The 20,934-nt window shown below is 56.5% G+C and carries 21 protein-coding genes; 8 read left to right on the top strand and 13 right to left on the bottom strand.

Going from position 1 to position 20,934, the window contains the following annotated elements:
- Positions 1 to 74 precede the first annotated feature (74 nt).
- Together mepM and znuA are read right to left on the bottom strand one after the other, a co-directional pair.
- Entirely contained in the window at positions 75 to 1,394 is a 1,320-nt protein-coding gene (gene mepM, locus V4835_RS09655) for a murein DD-endopeptidase MepM (RefSeq protein ID WP_063143707.1), read from the bottom strand.
- A 15-nt stretch (positions 1,395 to 1,409) separates the two neighbouring features.
- Positions 1,410 to 2,354: a zinc ABC transporter substrate-binding protein ZnuA gene (znuA, locus tag V4835_RS09650; protein ID WP_063143730.1), complete on the bottom strand. Its 945-nt coding sequence runs from the start codon at positions 2,352 to 2,354 to the stop codon at positions 1,410 to 1,412.
- A 77-nt stretch (positions 2,355 to 2,431) separates the two neighbouring features.
- On the opposite strand from znuA, the gene znuC reads away from it, so the two are divergent.
- Positions 2,432 to 3,187 carry a zinc ABC transporter ATP-binding protein ZnuC gene (znuC, locus tag V4835_RS09645; protein WP_023312233.1) on the top strand — a complete coding sequence of 252 codons (756 nt, stop codon included), beginning with the start codon at positions 2,432 to 2,434 and terminating at the stop codon, positions 3,185 to 3,187.
- Positions 3,184 to 3,969, top strand: coding sequence for a zinc ABC transporter permease subunit ZnuB (znuB, locus tag V4835_RS09640; RefSeq protein ID WP_331412035.1), 786 nt, complete (start codon positions 3,184 to 3,186; stop codon positions 3,967 to 3,969). The genes znuC and znuB overlap by 4 nt, the downstream gene beginning before the upstream one ends.
- A gap of 78 nt (positions 3,970 to 4,047) precedes the next feature.
- Here znuB and V4835_RS09635 read toward each other — a convergent pair whose 3' ends face one another.
- The 7 genes from V4835_RS09635 to aspS form a co-directional block, all read right to left on the bottom strand.
- Complete coding sequence (locus tag V4835_RS09635) at positions 4,048 to 5,205, bottom strand: DDE-type integrase/transposase/recombinase (RefSeq protein ID WP_331412034.1); 1,158 nt, start codon at positions 5,203 to 5,205, stop codon at positions 4,048 to 4,050.
- Positions 5,206 to 5,337: 132 nt separating this feature from the next.
- A complete protein-coding gene (ruvB, locus tag V4835_RS09630) occupies positions 5,338 to 6,348 on the bottom strand; it encodes a Holliday junction branch migration DNA helicase RuvB (RefSeq protein ID WP_023336108.1) in 1,011 nt (336 codons plus the stop codon).
- A gap of 8 nt (positions 6,349 to 6,356) precedes the next feature.
- Positions 6,357 to 6,971, bottom strand: coding sequence for a Holliday junction branch migration protein RuvA (gene ruvA / locus V4835_RS09625; protein ID WP_063143705.1), 615 nt, complete (start codon positions 6,969 to 6,971; stop codon positions 6,357 to 6,359).
- Between the two features lie 80 nt (positions 6,972 to 7,051).
- Positions 7,052 to 7,573, bottom strand: a complete 522-nt coding sequence (gene ruvC / locus V4835_RS09620) for a crossover junction endodeoxyribonuclease RuvC (RefSeq protein ID WP_063143704.1) — start codon at positions 7,571 to 7,573, stop codon at positions 7,052 to 7,054.
- 34 nt (positions 7,574 to 7,607) lie between these two features.
- Complete coding sequence (locus V4835_RS09615; RefSeq protein WP_010432574.1) at positions 7,608 to 8,348, bottom strand: YebC/PmpR family DNA-binding transcriptional regulator; 741 nt, start codon at positions 8,346 to 8,348, stop codon at positions 7,608 to 7,610.
- 27 nt (positions 8,349 to 8,375) lie between these two features.
- Positions 8,376 to 8,819, bottom strand: coding sequence for a dihydroneopterin triphosphate diphosphatase (gene nudB, locus V4835_RS09610; protein WP_033145850.1), 444 nt, complete (start codon positions 8,817 to 8,819; stop codon positions 8,376 to 8,378).
- Between the two features lies 1 nt (position 8,820).
- Complete coding sequence (aspS, locus tag V4835_RS09605; protein WP_331412033.1) at positions 8,821 to 10,593, bottom strand: aspartate--tRNA ligase; 1,773 nt, start codon at positions 10,591 to 10,593, stop codon at positions 8,821 to 8,823.
- A gap of 263 nt (positions 10,594 to 10,856) precedes the next feature.
- Here aspS and V4835_RS09600 point away from each other — a divergent pair, with 263 nt between their 5' ends.
- From V4835_RS09600 to cmoB, 5 genes are read left to right on the top strand one after another with little or no spacing between them, the layout of a single operon-like run.
- Positions 10,857 to 11,423, top strand: coding sequence for a hydrolase (locus tag V4835_RS09600; RefSeq protein ID WP_331412032.1), 567 nt, complete (start codon positions 10,857 to 10,859; stop codon positions 11,421 to 11,423).
- Positions 11,420 to 12,238: a DUF72 domain-containing protein gene (locus V4835_RS09595; RefSeq protein ID WP_331412031.1), complete on the top strand. Its 819-nt coding sequence runs from the start codon at positions 11,420 to 11,422 to the stop codon at positions 12,236 to 12,238. Before V4835_RS09600 ends, V4835_RS09595 begins: the two co-directional genes overlap by 4 nt.
- Before the next feature lie 51 nt (positions 12,239 to 12,289).
- The gene (locus tag V4835_RS09590; RefSeq protein WP_021240443.1) at positions 12,290 to 12,685 is read left to right on the top strand and encodes an MAPEG family protein; all 396 of its coding nucleotides are present in this window, start codon (positions 12,290 to 12,292) and stop codon (positions 12,683 to 12,685) included.
- Positions 12,686 to 12,725: 40 nt separating this feature from the next.
- Positions 12,726 to 13,469: a carboxy-S-adenosyl-L-methionine synthase CmoA gene (gene cmoA, locus V4835_RS09585; RefSeq protein WP_032647795.1), complete on the top strand. Its 744-nt coding sequence runs from the start codon at positions 12,726 to 12,728 to the stop codon at positions 13,467 to 13,469.
- Positions 13,466 to 14,437: a tRNA 5-methoxyuridine(34)/uridine 5-oxyacetic acid(34) synthase CmoB gene (gene cmoB / locus V4835_RS09580; RefSeq protein ID WP_023336115.1), complete on the top strand. Its 972-nt coding sequence runs from the start codon at positions 13,466 to 13,468 to the stop codon at positions 14,435 to 14,437. Before cmoA ends, cmoB begins: the two co-directional genes overlap by 4 nt.
- Before the next feature lie 166 nt (positions 14,438 to 14,603).
- Here cmoB and cutC read toward each other — a convergent pair whose 3' ends face one another.
- Together cutC and V4835_RS09570 are read right to left on the bottom strand one after the other, a co-directional pair.
- Positions 14,604 to 15,347, bottom strand: a complete 744-nt coding sequence (gene cutC, locus V4835_RS09575; RefSeq protein ID WP_331412030.1) for a copper homeostasis protein CutC — start codon at positions 15,345 to 15,347, stop codon at positions 14,604 to 14,606.
- A 79-nt stretch (positions 15,348 to 15,426) separates the two neighbouring features.
- Positions 15,427 to 15,987 (bottom strand): VOC family protein, encoded by a 561-nt coding sequence (locus tag V4835_RS09570; protein WP_331412029.1) that lies wholly within the window; start codon positions 15,985 to 15,987, stop codon positions 15,427 to 15,429.
- Positions 15,988 to 16,226: 239 nt separating this feature from the next.
- Between V4835_RS09570 and argS the strand changes: the two genes are divergently transcribed.
- Positions 16,227 to 17,960, top strand: coding sequence for an arginine--tRNA ligase (gene argS, locus V4835_RS09565; protein WP_331412028.1), 1,734 nt, complete (start codon positions 16,227 to 16,229; stop codon positions 17,958 to 17,960).
- Between the two features lie 76 nt (positions 17,961 to 18,036).
- Here the strand turns inward: argS and bglB are convergent, their stop codons facing one another.
- A complete protein-coding gene (gene bglB, locus V4835_RS09560) occupies positions 18,037 to 19,176 on the bottom strand; it encodes a beta-galactosidase BglB (protein ID WP_331412027.1) in 1,140 nt (379 codons plus the stop codon).
- Between the two features lie 4 nt (positions 19,177 to 19,180).
- On the bottom strand, positions 19,181 to 20,764 hold the full coding sequence (locus V4835_RS09555) for an MFS transporter (protein ID WP_331412026.1): 1,584 nt from the start codon (positions 20,762 to 20,764) through the stop codon (positions 19,181 to 19,183).
- Positions 20,765 to 20,934 lie beyond the last annotated feature (170 nt).

The following is a 20,934-nucleotide window of genomic DNA, read 5'->3' as shown; positions in this document are numbered from 1 at the left end:
CGAGGCAGCCGTCCCCGCACAAAAGAAAAAGCCGGCGTCAGTGTGCGCCGGCTTTTTTAACAAAAACAGAGAGCTTAGTCTAAGCTCAGCTGCGGCATCACCTCTTTCACCTGCGCCAGATAATCAGTACGATCTTTACCTGTCAGGCCTTCGGTGCGCGGCAGTTTCGCCGTCAGCGGGTTCACTGCTTGCTGGTTGATCCACACTTCATAGTGCAGGTGCGGGCCGGTAGAGCGTCCGGTATTGCCGGAGATCGCGATACGGTCACCACGCTTCACCTTCTGGCCCGGTTTGACCAGCAGCTTACGCAGGTGCATGTAGCGGGTCGTATAAGTGCGACCATGACGTACCGCGACATAATATCCGGCGGCACCGCTACGCTTGGCCACCACCACTTCACCATCCCCTACCGCCAGTACCGGCGTGCCCTGCGGCATGGCAAAGTCAACGCCACGGTGCGGCGCGACGCGCCCGGTTACCGGGTTCAGACGACGCGGGTTAAAGTTAGAGGAGACGCGGAACTGTTTTGCCGTCGGGAAGCGCAGGAAACCTTTCGCCAGGCCCGTACCGCTGCGGTCATAGAACTTACCGTCTTCGGCACGAATCGCGTAGTAATCTTTGCCCTCGGAGCGCAGACGTACGCCCAGCAGCTGGCTTTGCTCGCGCTTGCCGTCCAGCATTTCGCGGGACATCAGGACGGAGAACTCATCGCCCTTCTTCAGCTTGCGGAAATCCATCTGCCACTGCATGGCTTTGATCACCGAGCTGATTTCAGCGCTGGTCAAGCCTGCATCTCGCGCGCTGGAGACAAAGCTCGCGCCCACGGTGCCTTTCAGAACGCTGTTAACCCAGTCGCCCTTCTGCATTTCGCTGGTCATCTTGAAACCGTTTGCAGTGCGATCGTAGGTGCGGGTTTCGCGGCGGGACATTTCCCAGGTCAGACGCTGGAGATCGCCATCGGCCGTTAATGTCCAGGAGAGCTGTTGTCCGATTTTCAGGTTACGAAGATCTTTATCCGCCGCCGCCAGCTGGCTGATATTACCCATGTCGATGCCGTACTGGTTCAGCACGCTGCTCAGCGTGTCCCCGGTAGACACAACATACTCGTGGATACCCGCTTCGTTTTCGGTTTTATCGTCCAGTTCATCCTGCGGGATGGCTTCATCTTCCTGAGCCGCCTGGTCGATAGGCTCACTGGCTTCAGGCAGCAAAGAACGGATTTCGCTCTTTTCAAGCTCAATGGTTTTGATGATAGGGGCAGAACTCGGGTGGTAAACATAGGGCCGCCAGACGGCGACCGCTAAGGTGAGTACTGTAAGCGACCCCAGCATAACGCGGTGGGGTCGAGGCAGATTGTTAAATGCCAGGGCGACAGAGCGGGCTATCTGTTGCACGTATTCACTTCCTCGTTAATCTCCTTTCAGGCAGCTCGCATACTGGTTCGCCAGTTGGCTGAGGAACTGCGAATAGCTCGCTTTGCTCAACTGGATATTCGTACCTAGCGGGTCAAGGGTTCCCATGCGCACGGATGTTCCCCTGGCCACGGCTTCTACGACCGCTGGCCTGAACTGTGGCTCAGCAAAAACGCATGTCGCTTTTTGCTCAACCAACTGTGTTCTGATTTCATGTAAACGCTGCGCACCAGGCTGAATTTCAGGGTTGACGGTGAAGTGACCCAGCGGGGTCAAACCGTAATGTTTTTCGTAATAGCCGTAGGCGTCATGAAAAACGAAATACCCTTTACCTTTCAACGGTGCGAGCTCATTACCTACCTGCTTATCGGTTGCGGCTAATTGTGCCTCAAAATCCTTCAGGTTGGCGTCTAGTTTGGCTCGACTTTGCGGCATAAGTTCCACTAATTTGTCATGGATTGCAACCGCTGAAAGCCGCGCTATCTCTGGGGATAACCAAAGATGCATGTTGTACTCGCCGTGATGGTGATCTCCATCACCTTTTTCACCGTCTGCAGCATGATGGTCATGTTCGTCGCCGTCGTCATCCGCCCCTTTCATGAGCAACGGTTTCACGCCGGGAAGTTCAGCAATCGCAACCTGCTTTTCGCCAGCAACCTGTTTTGCTGACTTCTGCATGAACGCTTCCATTTCCGGGCCAATCCAGACGACTAAGTCCGCGTTTTGTAAGCGTTTTACATCTGACGGACGCAGGGAATAGTCATGTTCGGATGCACCATCAGGGAGCAGAACCTGAGTTTCCGTTACCCCGTCGGCAATGGCCGACGCGATGAATCCGAGTGGTTTAAGCGAAGCGACAACCGCAGCGTTAACATCTTGTGCGGTTGTACCCCAAAGGGCAGCGGATAATGCTGCGAAAAGAAGCGTATTTTTATGTAACATAATGCGACTAATCATCGTAGTGAATGCGTGGAATGTGATATTATAACATTCGTTGACTTCTTCAAGCTTAAAATGACATGACGACATTGGTTTCTCTTGAAAATATTTCGGTCTCATTCGGCCAGCGCCGCGTCCTCTCTGACGTGTCGCTCGATCTGAAGCCCGGCAAAATTCTGACGCTGCTCGGTCCCAATGGCGCAGGCAAATCCACCCTGGTGCGCGTGGTGCTGGGCCTGGTCGCACCCGATGAAGGCGTGATCAAGCGCGAGGAAAAATTGCGAATTGGCTATGTGCCGCAAAAACTCCACCTCGACGCCACGCTGCCGCTGACGGTCAGCCGTTTTCTGCGCCTGCGCCCCGGCACGCGGAAAGCCGATATTCTCCCGGCACTGAAACGCGTGCAGGCGGGCCATCTCGTCGATGCGCCGCTGCAAAAACTGTCCGGCGGTGAAACGCAGCGAGTGTTACTCGCCCGTGCGCTGCTGAGCAGCCCGCAGCTGCTGGTGCTGGATGAGCCGACTCAGGGTGTGGATGTGAATGGTCAGGTTGCGCTTTATGATCTGATCGACCAGCTACGTCGAGAGCTTGATTGCGCAGTGCTGATGGTGTCTCACGATCTCCATCTGGTGATGGCAAAAACCGACGAAGTGCTGTGTCTCAACCATCATATCTGCTGCTCCGGTACGCCTGAAGTGGTGTCAATGCACCCGGAATTTATCTCCATGTTCGGCCCTCGCGGCGCCGAACAGCTGGGCATTTACCGTCATCATCATAATCATCGCCATGATTTACAGGGACGAATCGTACTGCGTCGGGGAAATGGACACTCATGATTGAACTGTTACTGCCCGGCTGGCTGGCCGGGATTATGCTTGCCTGCGCCGCGGGCCCGCTCGGCTCGTTTGTCGTCTGGCGCAGAATGTCTTATTTTGGCGATACTCTGGCGCATGCGTCTCTGCTGGGCGTTGCCTTTGGTCTGCTGCTGAATGTGAATCCTTTTTACGCGGTGATTGTGGTTACGCTGCTGCTGGCTGCCGGTCTGGTCTGGCTGGAAAAGCGCCCTCACCTCGCAATTGATACGCTGCTTGGCATTATGGCGCACAGTGCCCTGTCTCTGGGCCTTGTGGTGGTCAGCCTGATGTCCAATATTCGCGTTGATCTGATGGCCTACCTGTTCGGTGACCTGCTGGCCGTGACGCCGGAAGATCTTATTTCTATCGCCATTGGCGTGGTGGTGGTGCTCGCTATTCTGCTCTGGCAGTGGCGGAATTTGCTGGCCATGACCGTCAGCCCGGATCTGGCTTTTGTCGACGGCGTGAAGCTGCAGCGCGTAAAACTGCTGCTGATGCTGGTGACGGCGTTAACGATTGGTGTAGCGATGAAGTTTGTCGGCGCGCTGATTATTACGTCGCTGCTGATCATCCCTGCCGCCACGGCGCGTCGCTTTGCCCGTACGCCGGAGCAGATGGCCGGCGTGGCCGTGATTATTGGGATGGTTGCGGTAACGGGAGGGTTAACCTTCTCGGCGTTCTACGATACGCCTGCGGGGCCGTCCGTGGTGCTGAGTGCGGCGGTATTGTTTATCTTCAGTATGATGAAGAAGACCGCACAGTAGCGGGTATGTCCCCGGTGGCGCTTCTGTATGACCGGATACATAGGTGACAGATCAGACCGGGAACATAGGTAACACTTTTTAGTCTATCCGGAGCACACTCTGGGTTTTTCGGTCATAGTACGCAAGCGTTATTCCGTTAAAGATGATGGCCTCAAGGCCATCATCTTGTTCTTCCAGCATGATGTACTCATCAGTCAGCGCTTCACTCAGGAACACCGTCCCCTTTTTCCCCATATAGAGTGTCCCCCTCGATTTCACCCTGTAGACCGTCCCTCCTTCCGGATAAACATATTCAGGAACCCTGCCATCCCAGTGACGGCCTGAGGGTTTCCATACCGTTCCAGGCGTTGCACCCGCCAGGGCTTCATGCGGCCTTTCGTGGTTAAACTCTTCCCGGTAGTCACTGAACCACCGCTGTTGTTCTTCCATCGTCATGAAGGTGTTGCCCTGTTTCACTGCACTTTTCAGCGAGCGGTGCATTCGCTCATGACGGCCGTTTTCTTCCGGATGCCCCTTTCTGATACGTTCCGGTCTGATGCCCAGCTTTATCAGCCAGACGGCAAGGCGACTTAACCCGGCGATACCTGTTCCCGCGAACGGCTGACCGTTATCCGTTCTCAGGACTTCCGGCAGACCGTACTCCAGGAACGCATCCGTCAGGCACTGCCTGACGAAGGGCTCGCTCTCCCGGTCCGTTCCCCGGCAGCTCAGAAGGTACCGGCTGTGATTGTCGGTCAGGGTGAAGGGATGGCAGTACTCTCTGCTCAGCAGCCTGAACTTGCCTTTAAAATCAGCGCTCCAGACCTGATTGTTCTCACTGATGATGGTCAGAGGCTGGCGATTACCCGGTGTTCTGCGTTTTCGCTTTTTATCCGGAACCAGGCCTTCACGCTTGAGGATATCGCCGATAGTGCTGGCAGCAGGGACGGTAAAATCGACGTGATGATTGAGCAGCCACATCCGCAGTTTTTTGGGGCCCCAGTCAGGGTGTTTTTGCCTCAGGGCAGTCAGGTGTCCGGCGATATCATCAGGAACCGTCCGGGAGTGGGAGTGTGGCGCGCGCGACCGGTCAGAGAGAGATGACAGGTCAGAGGGGTCAAAACGCTGAAGCCATTTATAGCCGGTTTTACGGCTGATGCCAAAAAGACGGCAAAGAGCGGAGAAGGAGTCCGTACCTGCATGGCAGGCACGGATAAAATCAAGGCGTTGCATAGGTCGGGTCTCAGTCCAGGGCATAGCGAGTCTCCTCTTCTATGCCAGTTATAACTGTTACCCATGTATCCGGTCTAAAGTGTTACCCATGTTTCCGGTTCATACCCTTCGCTTACCGGGGCTACAAAACCATCCGAAACCGTCATCCGGCACGATTTACGGCATTGCCGGTGGCGTAATGCCGAAATGATTCCACGCCCGCACCGTTGCCATACGTCCCCGCGGGGTGCGCTGCAGGAAGCCCTGCTGGATCAGATACGGCTCCAGCACATCTTCAATCGTCTCACGCTCTTCCCCAATTGCCGCCGCCAGGTTATCCAGCCCGACCGGGCCGCCAAAGAACTTGTCCAGCACAGCCAGCAGCAGCTTGCGGTCCATATAGTCAAAACCTTCGGCATCGACGTTCAGCATATCCAGCGCCTGAGCGGCGATCTCGGCGGAAATCGAGCCATCGTGCTTCACTTCGGCAAAGTCACGCACGCGGCGCAGCAGCCGGTTGGCGATACGCGGCGTACCGCGGGAACGCTTCGCCACTTCAAACGCGCCCTCTTCGCTCATTTCCAGCCCCATATAGCGGGCGCTGCGGCCAACGATGTGCTGGAGGTCCGCCACCTGGTAAAACTCAAGGCGCTGCACGATGCCGAAACGGTCGCGCAGCGGAGAGGTCAGGGACCCGGCGCGGGTGGTAGCGCCAATCAGGGTAAACGGCGGCAAATCGATTTTGATAGAGCGCGCGGCCGGGCCTTCACCGATCATGATATCCAGCTGGTAATCTTCCATCGCCGGATAGAGCACTTCCTCCACCACCGGTGACAGACGGTGGATCTCATCGATAAACAGCACGTCATGCGGTTCGAGGTTGGTCAGCATCGCAGCGAGATCGCCCGCCTTCTCCAGCACCGGGCCGGAGGTGGTGCGCAGGTTGACGCCCATTTCATTGGCGACGATATTCGCCAGCGTGGTTTTCCCCAAACCCGGAGGGCCAAAAATCAGCAGGTGATCGAGCGCATCGCCGCGCAGTTTTGCCGCCTGGATGAAAATCTCCATCTGGGAACGAACCTGCGGCTGGCCGATATACTCATCAAGCAGCTTAGGGCGGATCGCGCGATCCACCACGTCCTCTGCCTGAATTGTGCCTGCCGATACCAGGCGGTCTGCTTCAATCATCCTTTACCTCACAATGCAGCGCGCAGCGCTTCACGAATCAGGGTTTCACTGCTGGCATCCGGTTTGGCAATTTTACTCACCATACGGCTGGCCTCCTGAGGTTTATAGCCCAGCGCCACCAGCGCGGCAACAGCTTCCTGCTCGGCGTCATCATCCGTCGCAGGGCCGCCTGGAGAGGTCAGCACTAAATCGGCAGCCGGCGTGAACAGATCGCCATGCAGACCTTTAAAGCGGTCTTTCATCTCAACAATCAGGCGCTCGGCGGTTTTCTTGCCGATGCCCGGAAGCTTAATCAGCGCCGCAGGATCTTCGCGCTCAACGGCATTCACAAACTGTGCCGCTGACATGCCGGATAAAATCGCCAGCGCCAGCTTCGGGCCGACGCCGTTGGTTTTAATCAGCTCGCGGAACAGGGTCCGTTCCTGCTTGTTATTGAAGCCGTACAGCAGCTGGGCATCTTCACGCACCACAAATTGAGTAAAGACAATCGCCTCTTTGCCCGCGTCCGGCAGCTCGTAGAAGCAGGTCATCGGCATATGGACTTCATAGCCCACGCCACCCACTTCCAGCAGCACTAACGGGGGTTGTTTTTCAATGATGATGCCTCTGAGTCTGCCTATCACGTGACGCTCCTGCGTTCTGGGAGAAATTAACTGCCGACATAATAAAAAAAGGCTGGATGTTTATCCAGCCTGATTTGTCATTATCGTAACCTGCCTCGCGCCAGATTGAGCCGCGAGTCGCTCATTTGCATCGCGTTCTGGCTGACGTGACAGTGGGTAATCGCAATAGCCAGCGCATCCGCGGCGTCGGCCTGCGGGTTCGCGGGAAGCTTCAGCAGGGTACGCACCATGTGCTGCACCTGACTTTTCTCCGCGCTACCAATGCCCACCACCGTCTGCTTGACCTGACGTGCCGCGTACTCGAATACCGGCAAATCCTGGTTCACGGCAGCGACGATGGCAACGCCGCGCGCCTGACCAAGCTTTAGCGCCGAATCGGCGTTTTTCGCCATAAAGACCTGCTCAATGGCGAAAAAGTCAGGCTGAAACTGGGTGATGATCTCCGACACGCCCGCATAGATGAGCTTGAGGCGCGACGGCAGATCCTCTACTTTAGTGCGAATACAGCCGCTGCCCAGGTAGGTTAACTGGCGTCCCACCTGACGGATAACGCCATAACCGGTGACGCGTGAGCCTGGGTCAATCCCGAGAATAATCGACATCACGCATCTCCTGTAACGGGTTTATACGCTCTCATTAGAGAGTCGCTGCAACCTCATCAGAGATTTCACCGTTGTGGTACACTTCCTGCACGTCGTCGCAGTCTTCGAGCATGTCGATCAGACGCAGCAGTTTTGGTGCCGTTTCCGCATCCATGTCCGCTTTGGTGGACGGGATCATGGAGACTTCAGCGTTGTCCGCTTTCAGGCCAGCCGCTTCCAGCGCGTCGCGCACGGCACCCATCTCTTCCCACGCGGTGTAAACGTCGATAGCACCATCATCGAAGGTCACAACGTCTTCAGCACCGGCTTCCAGGGCCGCTTCCATAATTGCATCTTCATCGCCTTTCTCGAAGGAGATGACGCCTTTTTTGCTGAACAGGTAAGCAACGGAACCGTCAGTGCCCAGGTTGCCACCGGTTTTGGTGAACGCGTGGCGCACTTCCGCAACGGTACGGTTACGGTTGTCAGACAAACACTCAACCATCACCGCAGTACCGCCAGGGCCGTAACCTTCATAAATGATGGTTTCCATGTTCGCGTCTTCATCACCGCCCACGCCACGTGCGATAGCACGGTTCAGGGTGTCGCGCGTCATGTTATTAGACAGCGCTTTATCGATCGCTGCACGCAGACGCGGGTTAGAACCCGCATCGCCGCCGCCCAGACGCGCTGCCGTCACCAGCTCGCGAATGATTTTGGTAAAGATCTTACCGCGCTTGGCATCCTGTGCCGCTTTGCGGTGTTTGGTGTTGGCCCACTTACTATGACCTGCCATAAAAAGTTCTCCAAAAATCGCGCCTTCTCAGGCTGCGTTAATTACAAATTCTTCAATCGCCTGCCGGTTGCTCCACGACTTGGTCAGTGCGGCGGCGTCCGCCGCATTCACCCAGCGGTAGGTCAGGTGTTCGGTAAACACGATCTCCCGTTCATGGGGGAGCGCGAGACAGAACCACGACTCCGTATTGCGCTCGGTACCCGGCGCATAGCGATGACGTAAATGGCTAAAAATTTCAAACTCCACCGTGCGCTGACAGTCCTTCAGGGTCAGTTGCTCGCGGGCAACGTCAATGGTGACCTCTTCCTTTACTTCACGCGCGGCGGCCTGCGACGCGGTTTCCCCCTCTTCCAGACTGCCGGTTACCGACTGCCAGAAATCAGGGTCATCGCGCCGCTGCAACATCAGCACCCGCTTCGTATCTTCTGCATAAATGACCACCAGGACCGAAACGGGAAGCTTATATGCCATATCAGTTTTTCTCTTCCTTCTTCACCACTTCAATGCCCAGCTCGGCCAGAGAGGCCGGGTTGGCAAAGCTTGGCGCTTCGGTCATCAGACACGCTGCGGCAGTGGTTTTCGGGAAGGCAATAACATCACGAATGTTATCGGTGCCGGTCAGCAGCATGGTCAGGCGGTCAAGACCGAAGGCCAGACCCGCGTGCGGAGGCGTGCCGTATTTCAGGGCGTCCAGCAGGAAGCCGAACTTCTCGCGCTGCTCCTGCTCGTTGATGCCCAGGATGCCGAACACGGTCTGCTGCATTTCGCCGCTGTGAATACGCACGGAACCGCCGCCCACTTCGTAGCCGTTGATAACCATGTCATAAGCGTTCGCGACCGCGTCTTCCGGCGCCGCTTTCAGCTCTGCCGCACTCATGTCTTTTGGCGAGGTGAACGGGTGGTGCATTGCGGTAAGACCGCCTTCACCGTCGTCTTCAAACATTGGGAAGTCGATAACCCACAGCGGCGCCCATTTGTTTTCGTCGGTCAGGCTCAGGTCTTTGCCGAGCTTCAGACGCAGCGCGCCCATCGCATCCGCCACGACTTTCTTGTTGTCTGCGCCGAAGAAGATCATGTCGCCGTCCTGCGCGCCGGTGCGCTCAAGGATCGCTTCCACGATCTCTGCGTTCAGGAACTTCGCTACCGGGCTGGTGATACCTTCCAGACCTTTCGCACGCTCGGTCACTTTAATATAGGCCAGACCTTTCGCGCCGTAGATCTTGATGAAGTTGCCGTAGTCGTCGATCTGCTTACGGCTCAGTGCTGCACCACCCGGTACACGCAGCGCTGCTACGCGGCCTTTCGGATCGTTAGCCGGGCCAGAGAATACGGCAAACTCAACGGCTTTCACCAGGTCTGCCACGTCCACCAGCTCCATCGGGTTGCGCAGGTCTGGTTTGTCGGAGCCGTAGCGACGCTCGGCTTCAGCGAAGGTCATGATGGGGAAATCGCCCAGTTCAACGCCTTTCACGTCGTTCCACAGGCTACGCACCAGGGCTTCCATCACTTCACGCACCTGCTCGGCGGTCATGAAGGAGGTTTCCACGTCGATCTGGGTAAATTCTGGCTGGCGGTCAGCGCGCAGATCTTCGTCGCGGAAGCATTTAACGATCTGATAGTAGCGATCGAAGCCGGACATCATCAGCAGCTGTTTGAAGAGCTGTGGAGACTGCGGCAGCGCGTAGAATTTACCTTTATGAACGCGGGATGGGACCAGGTAATCGCGCGCGCCTTCCGGCGTGGCTTTGGTCAGCATCGGGGTTTCGATATCGAGGAAACCGTGGTCATCCATAAAGCGACGCACCAGGCTGGTGATTTTCGCACGGGTTTTCAGGCGCTGGGCCATTTCCGGGCGACGCAGATCCAGGTAGCGGTATTTCAGACGCGCTTCTTCAGTGTTGACGTGGTTGGAGTCCAGCGGCAGCGCTTCTGCACGGTTGATTATCACCAGATCGGACGCCAGCACTTCGATGGCGCCCGTCGCCATGTCGGCGTTGACGTTTTTCTCGTCACGCGCACGCACGGTGCCGGTAACCTGAATGCAGAACTCATTACGCAGCTCAGAGGCCAGCTTCAACGCATCTGCGCGATCCGGGTCGAAGAACACCTGAACGATACCTTCGCGGTCGCGCATATCGATGAAGATAAGGCTACCAAGATCACGACGACGATTGACCCAACCACATAGGGTTACCTGCTGTCCGACGTGGGACTGACGCAGCTGCCCGCAATATTCTGTACGCATGAGATATCCCTTAATTAGCCGCAGGCTAAATGTCGCCTGGTATGCAGGCTACTATGTCGCAGCTTTCTGTATGTCACAACTGGATGAAAAAAGGCGGCTATTATACTGGAAATTCCGCCGGACGATAAGAGCGAACCACGGCCTGGCGGTCGTTTGCTGCACTCTTATTGCGCATTCTCACAAAAATTAACAAAATTATCCGACCAGGAACAGGCCATCACGTCGTATGGTGTCTGGAAGTGACTAATTTAACGGGAGTAACGATGTTAACACTTGATGCCAGTAAAACCGCACTTGTCGTGATTGATTTACAGGAAGGCATTCTGCCCTTCGCCGGTGGCCCGCATACCGCGGATGATGTAGTCAGCCGCGCCGCTCGCCTGGCGGAAACATGTCGTGCCAGCGGTGCGCCTGTTATCATGGTGCGCGTCGGCTGGTCTGCGGATTACGCCGAAGCGTTAAAACAGCCCGTTGATGCCCATGCTCCTGCACGCGCCCTGCCGGAAAACTGGTGGACGTACCCGGTCTCACTCGGCAAACGCGACAGCGATATTGAAGTGACCAAACGCCAGTGGGGCGCCTTCTACGGTACCGATCTCGAACTGCAGCTCCGCCGTCGCGGCATCGACACCATCATCCTATGCGGCATTTCCACCAATATTGGCGTGGAGTCTACCGCCCGTAACGCGTGGGAGCTGGGCTTTAATCTGGTGATCGCCGAAGATGCCTGCAGCGCAGCCTCCGCGGAACAGCATCAGGGCAGCATGACCCATATCTTCCCGCGCATCGGCCGCGTGCGCAGCACGGATGAGATTGTCAGCGCACTATGATGTATGTAGGCCTGCCCCAGTGGTCGCACCCGAAATGGGTGCGCCTTGGCATCACCAGCCTTGAGGAGTATGCCCGACACTTCAACTGCGTCGAGGGCAACACCACCCTGTATGCGCTCCCCAAAGCCGAGATTGTTGCGCGCTGGCGGGAACAAACGACCGACGACTTCCGCTTCTGCTTCAAGTTTCCGGCCACCATTTCCCACAACGCCGCGCTGCGTAACTGCGGCGATTTGACCGAAGAATTTTTCGCGCGCATGTCGCCGCTGGCGAACCGCATCGGTCAGTACTGGATCCAGCTACCCGCCACGTTTGGCCCGCGCGATTTGCCTGCGCTCTGGCAGTTCCTTGATGCCCTGCCCCGTGAATTCACCTACGGCGTGGAAGTCAGGCATCCTGAATTTTTTGCGAAGGGCGAAGCAGAAAAAGCGCTCAATCGCGGCCTGCTTGAGCGTTCCGTAAACCGGGTGATCCTCGATAGCCGCCCGGTGCACAGCGCTGTCCCCCATAGCGAAGCCATCGTTGAAGCGCAGCGTAAAAAACCGAAAGTGCCGGTCCACGCCATCGTGACCGCACATAACCCCATGGTCAGGTTTATCGGCAGCGATAACATGCAGCAAAATCAGGCGATGTTCGCCGTCTGGCTGCAAACATTGCCGAAGTGGGAACATACCACTACGCCGTATCTCTTTTTGCACACGCCGGATATCGCCCAGGCGCCCGAACTGGTCGATGCTCTGTGGCAGGCCTTGCAGGCTGCGGTGCCGTCCGTGGGCAGCGCCCCTGCCATCCCACAACAATCTTCTCTTTTCTGATATCACCCCCTATCATAGTGAAGTGCCATCTGCCAAAAACAGGGAGTTTGTATGGTCAGCGCGCTGTATGCGGTGTTAGGTGCATTACTGCTGATTAAGTTTTCATTTGATGTTGTGCGCCTCAGAACGCTGTACCGTGTCTCTTACGGTGACGGGGGATTTTCAGAGCTACAAAGCGCTATCCGCATTCATGGCAACGCGGTCGAATACATCCCCGCAGCCTTAATCCTGCTGCTATTTATGGAGATGAATGGCGCAGAAACCTGGATGGTGCACATCTGTGGCCTGCTTCTTATTGCTGGCCGCCTGATGCATTATTACGGCTTTCACCACCGCTTAATCCGCTGGCGTCGTTCCGGCATGAGTGCGACCTGGTGTTCGCTTTTGCTGATGGTGCTGGCTAACCTGTGGTATATGCCGTGGGAGTTGGTTTTCTCCCTCCATTAGCGCACAATACGCCACTTTATTTTTCCCGGATTTTTACGTTATGTCAGATCGCGACACGCTTTTTTCCGCGCCTATCGCCAGCCTGGGCGACTGGACCTTCGATGAACGGGTAGCCGAAGTCTTCCCGGATATGATCCAGCGCTCTGTTCCCGGTTATTCCAATATTATCTCTATGATCGGCATGCTGGCTGAGCGCTTCGTTCAACCCGGCACGCAGGTCTATGACCTGGGCTGCTCGCTCGGCGCGGCAACGCTGTCGGTTCGTCGTAATATTCACCAGGAAGGCTGCCGAATCATTGCCGTCGATAACTCCCCGGCCATGGTTGAGCGCTGCCGTCGCCATATCGACGCGTACAAAGCCCCTGTTCCGGTAGACGTGGTGGAAGGTGACATCCGCGAGATTGAGATCAATAACGCCTCGATGGTGGTGCTGAATTTCACCCTTCAGTTCCTGGTGCCTGAAGACCGCCAGCTGCTGCTGGATAAAATTTATCAGGGGCTGAATCCCGGCGGCGCGCTGGTGCTCTCGGAGAAATTCAGCTTCGAAGATGCCGAGGTTGGTGAGCTGCTGTTCAACATGCACCACGATTTCAAACGGGCGAACGGCTACAGCGAGCTGGAGATCAGCCAGAAGCGCAGCATGCTCGAAAACGTGATGCTGACGGATTCCGTAGAAACCCACAAAGCGCGTCTGAGCAAAGCCGGGTTTGAGCACAGCGAACTGTGGTTCCAGTGCTTTAACTTTGGCTCTCTGGTGGCGCTGAAAGCGGGGGAATCCGCATGATCGAATTCAGTAACTTCTATCAGCTGATTGCCAAAAACCAGCTCTCCCACTGGCTGGAAACCTTGCCCGCGCAGATTGCCGCATGGCAGCGCGATCAGCAGCACGGCCTGTTAAAGCAGTGGTCAAACGCGGTGGAGTTTCTGCCCGAACTGACCCCGTACCGTCTGGATCTTCTGCACAGCGTAACCGCCGAGAGCGAAGAGCCGCTCCCGGCCGGGCAGATCAACCGCATCGAAACGCTGATGCGTAACCTGATGCCGTGGCGCAAAGGGCCGTTTTCACTTTACGGCGTGAACATCAATACCGAATGGCGCTCGGACTGGAAATGGGATCGCGTTCTGCCCCACCTTTCCGACCTGACCGGACGTACCATTCTGGACGTGGGCTGCGGCAGCGGTTACCACATGTGGCGCATGATTGGCGCGGGCGCGCATCTGGCGGTCGGTATTGACCCGATGCAGCTGTTCCTGTGCCAGTTTGAAGCGGTGCGCAAGCTGCTGGGCAACGACCAGCGCGCGCACCTGCTGCCGCTGGGCATCGAACAGCTCCCCGCCCTGAAAGCGTTTGATACCGTCTTCTCCATGGGCGTGCTGTATCACCGTCGTTCTCCGCTTGAACACCTGTGGCAATTGAAGGATCAGCTGGTCAGCGGCGGCGAGCTGGTGCTGGAAACGCTGGTGATTGAAGGTGATGAGCATGCCGTTCTGGTGCCGGGCGATCGCTACGCGCAGATGCGCAACGTTTACTTCATCCCTTCCGCGCTGGCGCTGAAGAACTGGCTGGAGAAGTGCGGGTTTGTGGATGTGCGGATTGCCGATGTCAGCGTGACCTCAATTGAGGAACAGCGCCGCACCGACTGGATGATCACCGAATCGCTGGAGCAGTTCCTCGACCCGGCCGACCACAGCAAAACCATCGAAGGCTATCCGGCCCCGATGCGCGCGGTGTTGATTGCGACCAAGCCGTAGCCCTTTAGCCGGGTGGCGGCTACGCCTTACCCGGCCTACTCAGTGAAGGTTTTCTCCAAAATAGAAATATGAAGGAGAAAAAAAGGCCCCTGTTGAAATTGCAGGGGCCTGGTACAAGCAAGCATCATATTGGGCGACATGATGCGCGGTAAAAATCGGTACGTTGCTACACGTGATGGCGCTCAATCAGCGACTTCATTTCCGCAACCGACTCTCCCTCTACGCCGTAGCGTGAATACTCATCCGCTTCAGCGTCCGTCGACATTGACAACCCTGTATTGCGATAACGCATGGGCGAAGGTATCCATTTACCTGCGGAGCTGTGCAGCTCTTCTACCCCGGCGTTTAAAAACCGTTCCAGATTGCTGGCGCGGACTCCCGCACCCGCCATTATTATTGGAACACCGGAATGTGCTTTTAGTTCCGTAATTAATTGCAGTCCTTTTTCAGCTGACGCCTGTTGACCGGATGTCAGAATGCGCGCCACGCCAAGTTCTCCCAGCGTTTCAAAGGCCTGAAGCGGATCTTTACACATATCAAATGCGCGATGAAAAGTGACGGCCAGCCCCTGGGCGGCGCTCATAATCTGACGCATGCGCGGTAGATCGATATTGCCGTCTTCATCCAGCAGGCCGGTGACCAACCCCGAAAACCCCAGATCCCGAACGAGCGCGATATCATCAAGCATGGCACTGAACTCACCCGCCGTGTAACAAAAATCACCGCCGCGCGGACGAATAATCGGGTGAACGGGAATAGTGACGGCCTGACGGGCAGACTTCAACACGCCGAAGGACGGCGTCAGCCCGCCCTCTTTGGGTGCCGCGCACAGTTCAATGCGGTCAGCCCCGTATTTTTGCGCGGTCACGGCACACTCCACGCTGTAACAACAAATCTCCAGCAGCGCCATTTAATCCTCCTGAAATCCCACTAAACGCACCATCATGCCACCCCGTCAATTTTCAGTCCCGGCGTGAACTCACATCTTCTTACGCTTCGCTGGCAACGATCTGTTCAATGGTCCACGGATGAAACTTCACCGTAACCTGTCCGTCCGTGACGGCCAGCGTCGGGTTAGGTAACCGCTCGCGCTCGCCTTTGGGGGAACTTGTCTTCACAAAAATTCCCGGCTTGCTTAAACCCTGGTCAGACAGCAGGGCCAGCGCGCGCGCGTTCAACGTCTCCGGCTCTCCCGGCAGGACAATTTCGATATGTTCCCAGCCTTCGTGCGGATAGCGTTTCTCACCCGGCCACGGCAGTTCAACCACGGTGAATCGCCAGTGCGCCACGCTCACCGGTTCATGCAGTTTAAACAGGCAAATGGGGCGACCATTAATGATGTTCTCGGAGAGCAACTCACCGCACTGCTCAAACCCGCGACGCCAGCGCTCGGCGGTGGCATTCTGATGACAGCGCAAAGAGATGTGATCGGCCTCAAGCGGTGCGATATCCAGACCCAGACGGGTGGCAAGTTCTGTGAACGCCTGGGTGAAGCGCGGTAAATCTGCGGAAATATCATGCAGTTCGTCAATGGATTGCCAGTTCGCCATAATTCACTCTCTTTTCGTGTCGCAAAGCCGCTAATTTACTCTGTTGACCTGTTTTGACCAACCGCAGAATCCGGCTTTTTGCGACTGCATGATTATGCACACCTTCACCGCCTGGATTCTGAGCGATCTTCGGGGCCCGTGATGCTGACGCCAGAAGGCATTTGCAGTATACTCCCGCCCTAAATTCTTTAACTGGCGCGGGCGGTTGTAGGCCCGCATCAAAAACGTAAGGTATCCAGGTGAATATTCAGGCTCTTCTCTCCGAAAAAGTCAGTCAGGCACTGATTGCCGCAGGTGCGCCTGCGGATTGCGAACCGCAGGTTCGTCAGTCAGCAAAAGTACAGTTTGGCGACTATCAGGCTAATGGCGTGATGGCAGTGGCTAAAAAACTGGGCATGCCGCCGCGACAGCTCGCTGAGCAGGTACTGACGCATCTGGATCTTTCCGGCATTGCCAGCAAAACCGAAATCGCCGGTCCGGGCTTTATCAATATCTTCCTTGAGCCTGCATTCCTGGCACGCCACGTTGACGCGGCGCTGAAATCTGACCGTCTGGGTGTTTCCCAGCCGGAGGCGCAGACCGTCGTGATCGACTACTCTGCCCCGAACGTGGCGAAAGAGATGCACGTTGGCCACCTGCGCTCCACCATCATCGGTGATGCCGCAGTGCGCACGCTCGAGTTCCTCGGTCACAAGGTGATCCGCGCGAACCACGTGGGCGACTGGGGTACCCAGTTCGGCATGCTGATTGCCTACCTGGAAAAACAGCAGCAGGAAAACGCGGGTGAAATGGCGCTGGCGGACCTGGAAGGGTTCTACCGCGAAGCCAAAAAACACTACGATGAAGACGAAGCCTTTGCCGAGCGCGCGCGCAGCTACGTGGTAAAACTGCAGGGCGGCGATCAATACTTCCTCGAGATGTGGCGCAAGCTGGTTGACATCACCATGTCTCAGAACCAGCTCACCTATAACCGACTGAACGTCACCCTGACCCGTGACGACGTAATGGGTGAAAGCCTCTATAACCCAATGCTGCCCGGCATTGTGGCCGACCTGAAAGCCAAGCACCTGGCGGTTGAGAGCGAAGGCGCAACGGTTGTGTTCCTTGATGAGTACAAAAACAAGGAAGGCGAACCGATGGGCGTGATCATCCAGAAAAAGGATGGCGGCTACCTCTACACCACCACCGATATTGCCTGCGCGAAATACCGTTACGAAACGCTGCACGCCGACCGCGTGCTGTACTACATCGACTCCCGTCAGCACCAGCACCTGATGCAGGCGTGGACCATCGTGCGCAAAGCCGGTTACGTGCCGGACTGCGTTCCGCTGGAACACCACATGTTCGGCATGATGCTGGGTAAAGACGGCAAGCCGTTCAAAACCCGCGCGGGCGGTACCGTGAAGCTGTCCGACCTGCTGGACGAAGCGCTGGAACGCGCCCGCCGTCTGGTGGCCGAGAAGAACCCGGACATGCATGCTGACGAACTGGAAAAACTGGCGAACGCCGTGGGTATCGGTGCGGTGAAATACGCGGATCTCTCCAAGAACCGTACCACCGACTATATCTTCGACTGGGATAACATGCTGGCGTTTGAAGGCAACACCGCGCCGTATATGCAGTATGCCTACACCCGCGTGCTCTCCGTATTCCGTAAGGCTAACATCGACGAAAGCGCGCTGGCGAATGCTGCCGTGACCATCACGGAAGACCGTGAAGCACAGCTGGCGGCGCGTCTGCTGCAGTTCGAAGAGACGCTGACGGTTGTCGCGCGTGACGGAACGCCGCACGTAATGTGTGCTTACCTGTACGATCTGGCGGGTCTGTTCTCAGGCTTTTACGAGCATTGCCCTATTCTGTCTGCGGAAAACGAATCGGTCCGCAACAGCCGCCTGAAGCTGGCGCAGCTCACGGCGAAGACCCTGAAGCTGGGTCTGGATACCCTGGGTATCGAAACCGTAGAACGCATGTAATACAAAAAACCCGGCGCAAGCCGGGTTTTGTTTTGTAGCCCCGGTAAGCGCAGCGCCACCGGGGATATCCACAGGTTCAGAAGTATTTCCGCAAATATTCCGTCAGACACAGTATCGCCATCGCCTGCCCGTACGGCATCGAGGTCAGCGGGATTTGACGATAAAACGCCAGATCGCTTCCCATCCCCGTACCGAACGACGTTTGCAACAGCTCGCCTTCCGGCGAGATATTCTTGACGATTCCGCGAATCGCTTTTTCTGCCACGTCGGCATACTCCGCGCCAACGTAGCGCTTGCGCACGGCTTTCAGAATGCCGTAGGCAAACCCTGCCGTGGCGGACGCCTCAAGATACGAATGGGGATCGTCAAGCAGCGTGTGCCATAGCCCACTATCGTCCTGATACTTCGCCAGCGCGGCAATCTGCGCATTCAATACCTGCACCAGGTAGCGGCGCACGGCGTTGTTTTCCGGCAGATCCACCAGCTCAAGGAAATCCGGGATGACGATGGTGAGCCAGCTGTTGCCGCGCGCCCAGCGGGCACGGGCAAAGTTATGATTACCGTCGTAGCTCCAGCCGTGGAACCACAGCCCGGTCTCCCGGTCCATCAGGTTCTGCACGTGCAGCAGGAACTGATATACCGCCTCTTCAACGTATTCCGGTTTGTTGAGCAGCTTGCCAATTTTCGCCAGCGGCAGCACCGTCATCATCAGCGTGTCATCCCACATCTGCTGATGGTTCTCTTCCGCCAGGGTGATGTGCTGCATCCCGCCGTGTTCAGTGCGCGGCATCTCGGCCATCGCCCATTCCGCCCAGCTTTCCAGCCACGGCAGCCAGGCCTGATTTTGGGTCTCTTCGTAGCGATAGGCCAGCGTCAGGAACGGGGACATGGTATTCACGTTTTTGGTGGTCGCGCCTTCCGCAAAGCGGTCGGCAAACCAGCTGTCGATGATGCCTCGCATACCTTCGTCGCCGGTCTGGCAGTAATACTGCCAGATACCGTACAGGCCGACGCCGTGCGTCCACTCCCATCCGGCCCAGCCTTTGGTGTCGATCACGCGCCCGTCGTCCAGCCGCAGCAAAAATTCACCCGTTTTGTCATGGATACTGACCAGGCTATGCGTCACCTTTTGAATCAGCGATTTCAGCTCGTCCCGGGCAATAAAGCGCTCTGGCTGACGCAGTAACGGGCTATGTTTGACAGGCCAAACTTTCATTATCTTAACCTCTGTTGTATGTCGAATTCAGTACCGCGCGATCCTTCAGCGAAGGCGCCGCTGGCTTGTTGCGATTCAGATAACCGATGTTGTTATTGCCCCACAGTGACTCATAAGGCATACCGGCCAGCATCTCGACGGTGGCGCGGGCGTGTGGCGTCGCTGACTCAGGCATCGCATGACCACACTCACGCATTTTCGCGGTCTCCTCGCGCAGCGTGCTGTGGGTCTGCAAATTGAGCTTGAAGCGCAGGGAAACGAGGAAGCCGCAGAACAGCACCAGAATGGTTCCCACGCTCAGGATCATCAAAATGGTGTGGCTCACTTCCGCAGGCTGCACTTTCTGACCGCTGACAAAGCCGGACATCTGCATCACAATGCCCACCAGCATCACCGCACCGGCCTGTGACGCCTTACGGGTCAGGGTCATGATGCCCGCGAAGATCCCTTCGCGGCGCTGGCCGGTGATCACTTCATCCACGTCAGCAATGTAGGTGTAGGTATTCCATGGCACGTAGTTGATACCGCCGCGGCCCAGCCCAGCCACCGCAGAAATCAGCAACAGCAGAGCATAGACGTCGCTCAGGCCCGCGTAATAGAGCATGGCGTAAGAGAGAGACGCCAGGCCAAACAGCACCACGACCATGCGGTAGGACGGCGCAGGCCCGAAGCGGATACACAGCGGGATCATGGCGATAACCGCAAGGAACTGGAAGATAGCCATCGTGCCCAGCAGATTGGACGCCATAGACGCTTCCTGCATCAGCACGAACACCACGTAGTAGGTGAATACCGCATTAAACACGTCCTGCGCGATATAGCCGCCGAGGTACATGCCCAGATGCTGACGGAAAATTTTGATGCGCAGCGTGGAGCTTAACTCAACGAACAGGCGGTTGAGGCTCTGCCCCAGCGTCAGCTTCTTCTTCTCTTCTTCAGCACGCAGCGCCGCTTCAGACCACTCTTCGCGCGGGCGTTCCCAGGTGAAGAACCAGACGAAGGTCAGCATCAGCGCGCAGAGCACGGAGAAGACCAGGCTTGCGTAGAAGAAGGAAACCGCGTTGTCTTTCCCGAAGTGGGTCAACAGGATCCCCGGCAGGAAGGAGGCCAGAATGGCGGACATCTGCGCCATAGAGATACGCGCCCCGGAGAACTTGGTTTTCTGTTTAAAGTCGTCGGTCATTTCCGGCACCAGCGTTTCGTACGGCACCAGAATCATGGTGTAGACAATATCAAACACCAGATAGGTCAGCAGATAGTACCAGAAGCTCATGTCGCCAACCCACATCAGCGAGTAGCTGAACACGCACGGAATCCCCAGCAGGATAAAGAACTTACGGCGGCCGAAGCGCTTACCGAGCCAGGTCGTACCAAAGTTATCGGTTAAAAAACCCATTAACGGGCTAACAACGGCATCCAGCACCCTTGCCGCGGCAAAGATGAACGTGGCTTCGATCGGTGAGAGCCCGCAGAAGGTGGTATAAAAATATAAAAGCCAGGCCGCCGTCAGGGCGGTAGTACCCGCCCCGAGGAAATCGCCTGATCCGTAAGCAAGATAATTTGCGAGTCCAATTTTACGTGTTTTCATTGCCGTCAACCCTAATCAGTTTTGGGAGACTCCCTGCAAGCATGCTTCGTCCGGGAGCTTTTATACGGCTACAGTAAATCCATTGGCCTGTTGATACCTTTCTGTTTCTGCCATCACAAAGCGGGTGAATGGCAAAAATGCAAAGAGTATCGTCACGCGCGTCACTGATT

Origin of the sequence: Enterobacter cloacae complex sp. CARB60 (genome assembly GCF_036487345.1) — a bacterium.
GTDB classification, from domain to species: domain Bacteria; phylum Pseudomonadota; class Gammaproteobacteria; order Enterobacterales; family Enterobacteriaceae; genus Enterobacter; species Enterobacter asburiae_D.
This window is presented reverse-complemented; position numbering and strand designations above follow the sequence as displayed.

Bases quoted from the DNA above. Each gene is read 5' to 3' on its own strand.
- V4835_RS09590 (WP_021240443.1), top strand. From the start codon at position 12,290: ATGGTCAGCGCGCTGTATGCGGTGTTAGGTGCATTACTGCTGATTAAG.
- cutC (WP_331412030.1), bottom strand. From the start codon at position 15,347: ATGGCGCTGCTGGAGATTTGTTGTTACAGCGTGGAGTGTGCCGTGACC.
- znuA (WP_063143730.1), bottom strand. From the start codon at position 2,354: ATGTTACATAAAAATACGCTTCTTTTCGCAGCATTATCCGCTGCCCTT.
- ruvB (WP_023336108.1), bottom strand. From the start codon at position 6,348: ATGATTGAAGCAGACCGCCTGGTATCGGCAGGCACAATTCAGGCAGAG.
- cmoA (WP_032647795.1), top strand. From the start codon at position 12,726: ATGTCAGATCGCGACACGCTTTTTTCCGCGCCTATCGCCAGCCTGGGC.
- V4835_RS09555 (WP_331412026.1), bottom strand. From the start codon at position 20,764: ATGAAAACACGTAAAATTGGACTCGCAAATTATCTTGCTTACGGATCA.
- bglB (WP_331412027.1), bottom strand. From the start codon at position 19,176: ATGAAAGTTTGGCCTGTCAAACATAGCCCGTTACTGCGTCAGCCAGAG.
- cmoB (WP_023336115.1), top strand. From the start codon at position 13,466: ATGATCGAATTCAGTAACTTCTATCAGCTGATTGCCAAAAACCAGCTC.
- V4835_RS09635 (WP_331412034.1), bottom strand. From the start codon at position 5,205: ATGCCCTGGACTGAGACCCGACCTATGCAACGCCTTGATTTTATCCGT.
- V4835_RS09595 (WP_331412031.1), top strand. From the start codon at position 11,420: ATGATGTATGTAGGCCTGCCCCAGTGGTCGCACCCGAAATGGGTGCGC.
- ruvC (WP_063143704.1), bottom strand. From the start codon at position 7,573: ATGTCGATTATTCTCGGGATTGACCCAGGCTCACGCGTCACCGGTTAT.
- znuC (WP_023312233.1), top strand. From the start codon at position 2,432: ATGACGACATTGGTTTCTCTTGAAAATATTTCGGTCTCATTCGGCCAG.
- znuB (WP_331412035.1), top strand. From the start codon at position 3,184: ATGATTGAACTGTTACTGCCCGGCTGGCTGGCCGGGATTATGCTTGCC.
- V4835_RS09570 (WP_331412029.1), bottom strand. From the start codon at position 15,987: ATGGCGAACTGGCAATCCATTGACGAACTGCATGATATTTCCGCAGAT.
- nudB (WP_033145850.1), bottom strand. From the start codon at position 8,819: ATGGCATATAAGCTTCCCGTTTCGGTCCTGGTGGTCATTTATGCAGAA.
- V4835_RS09615 (WP_010432574.1), bottom strand. From the start codon at position 8,348: ATGGCAGGTCATAGTAAGTGGGCCAACACCAAACACCGCAAAGCGGCA.
- V4835_RS09600 (WP_331412032.1), top strand. From the start codon at position 10,857: ATGTTAACACTTGATGCCAGTAAAACCGCACTTGTCGTGATTGATTTA.
- aspS (WP_331412033.1), bottom strand. From the start codon at position 10,593: ATGCGTACAGAATATTGCGGGCAGCTGCGTCAGTCCCACGTCGGACAG.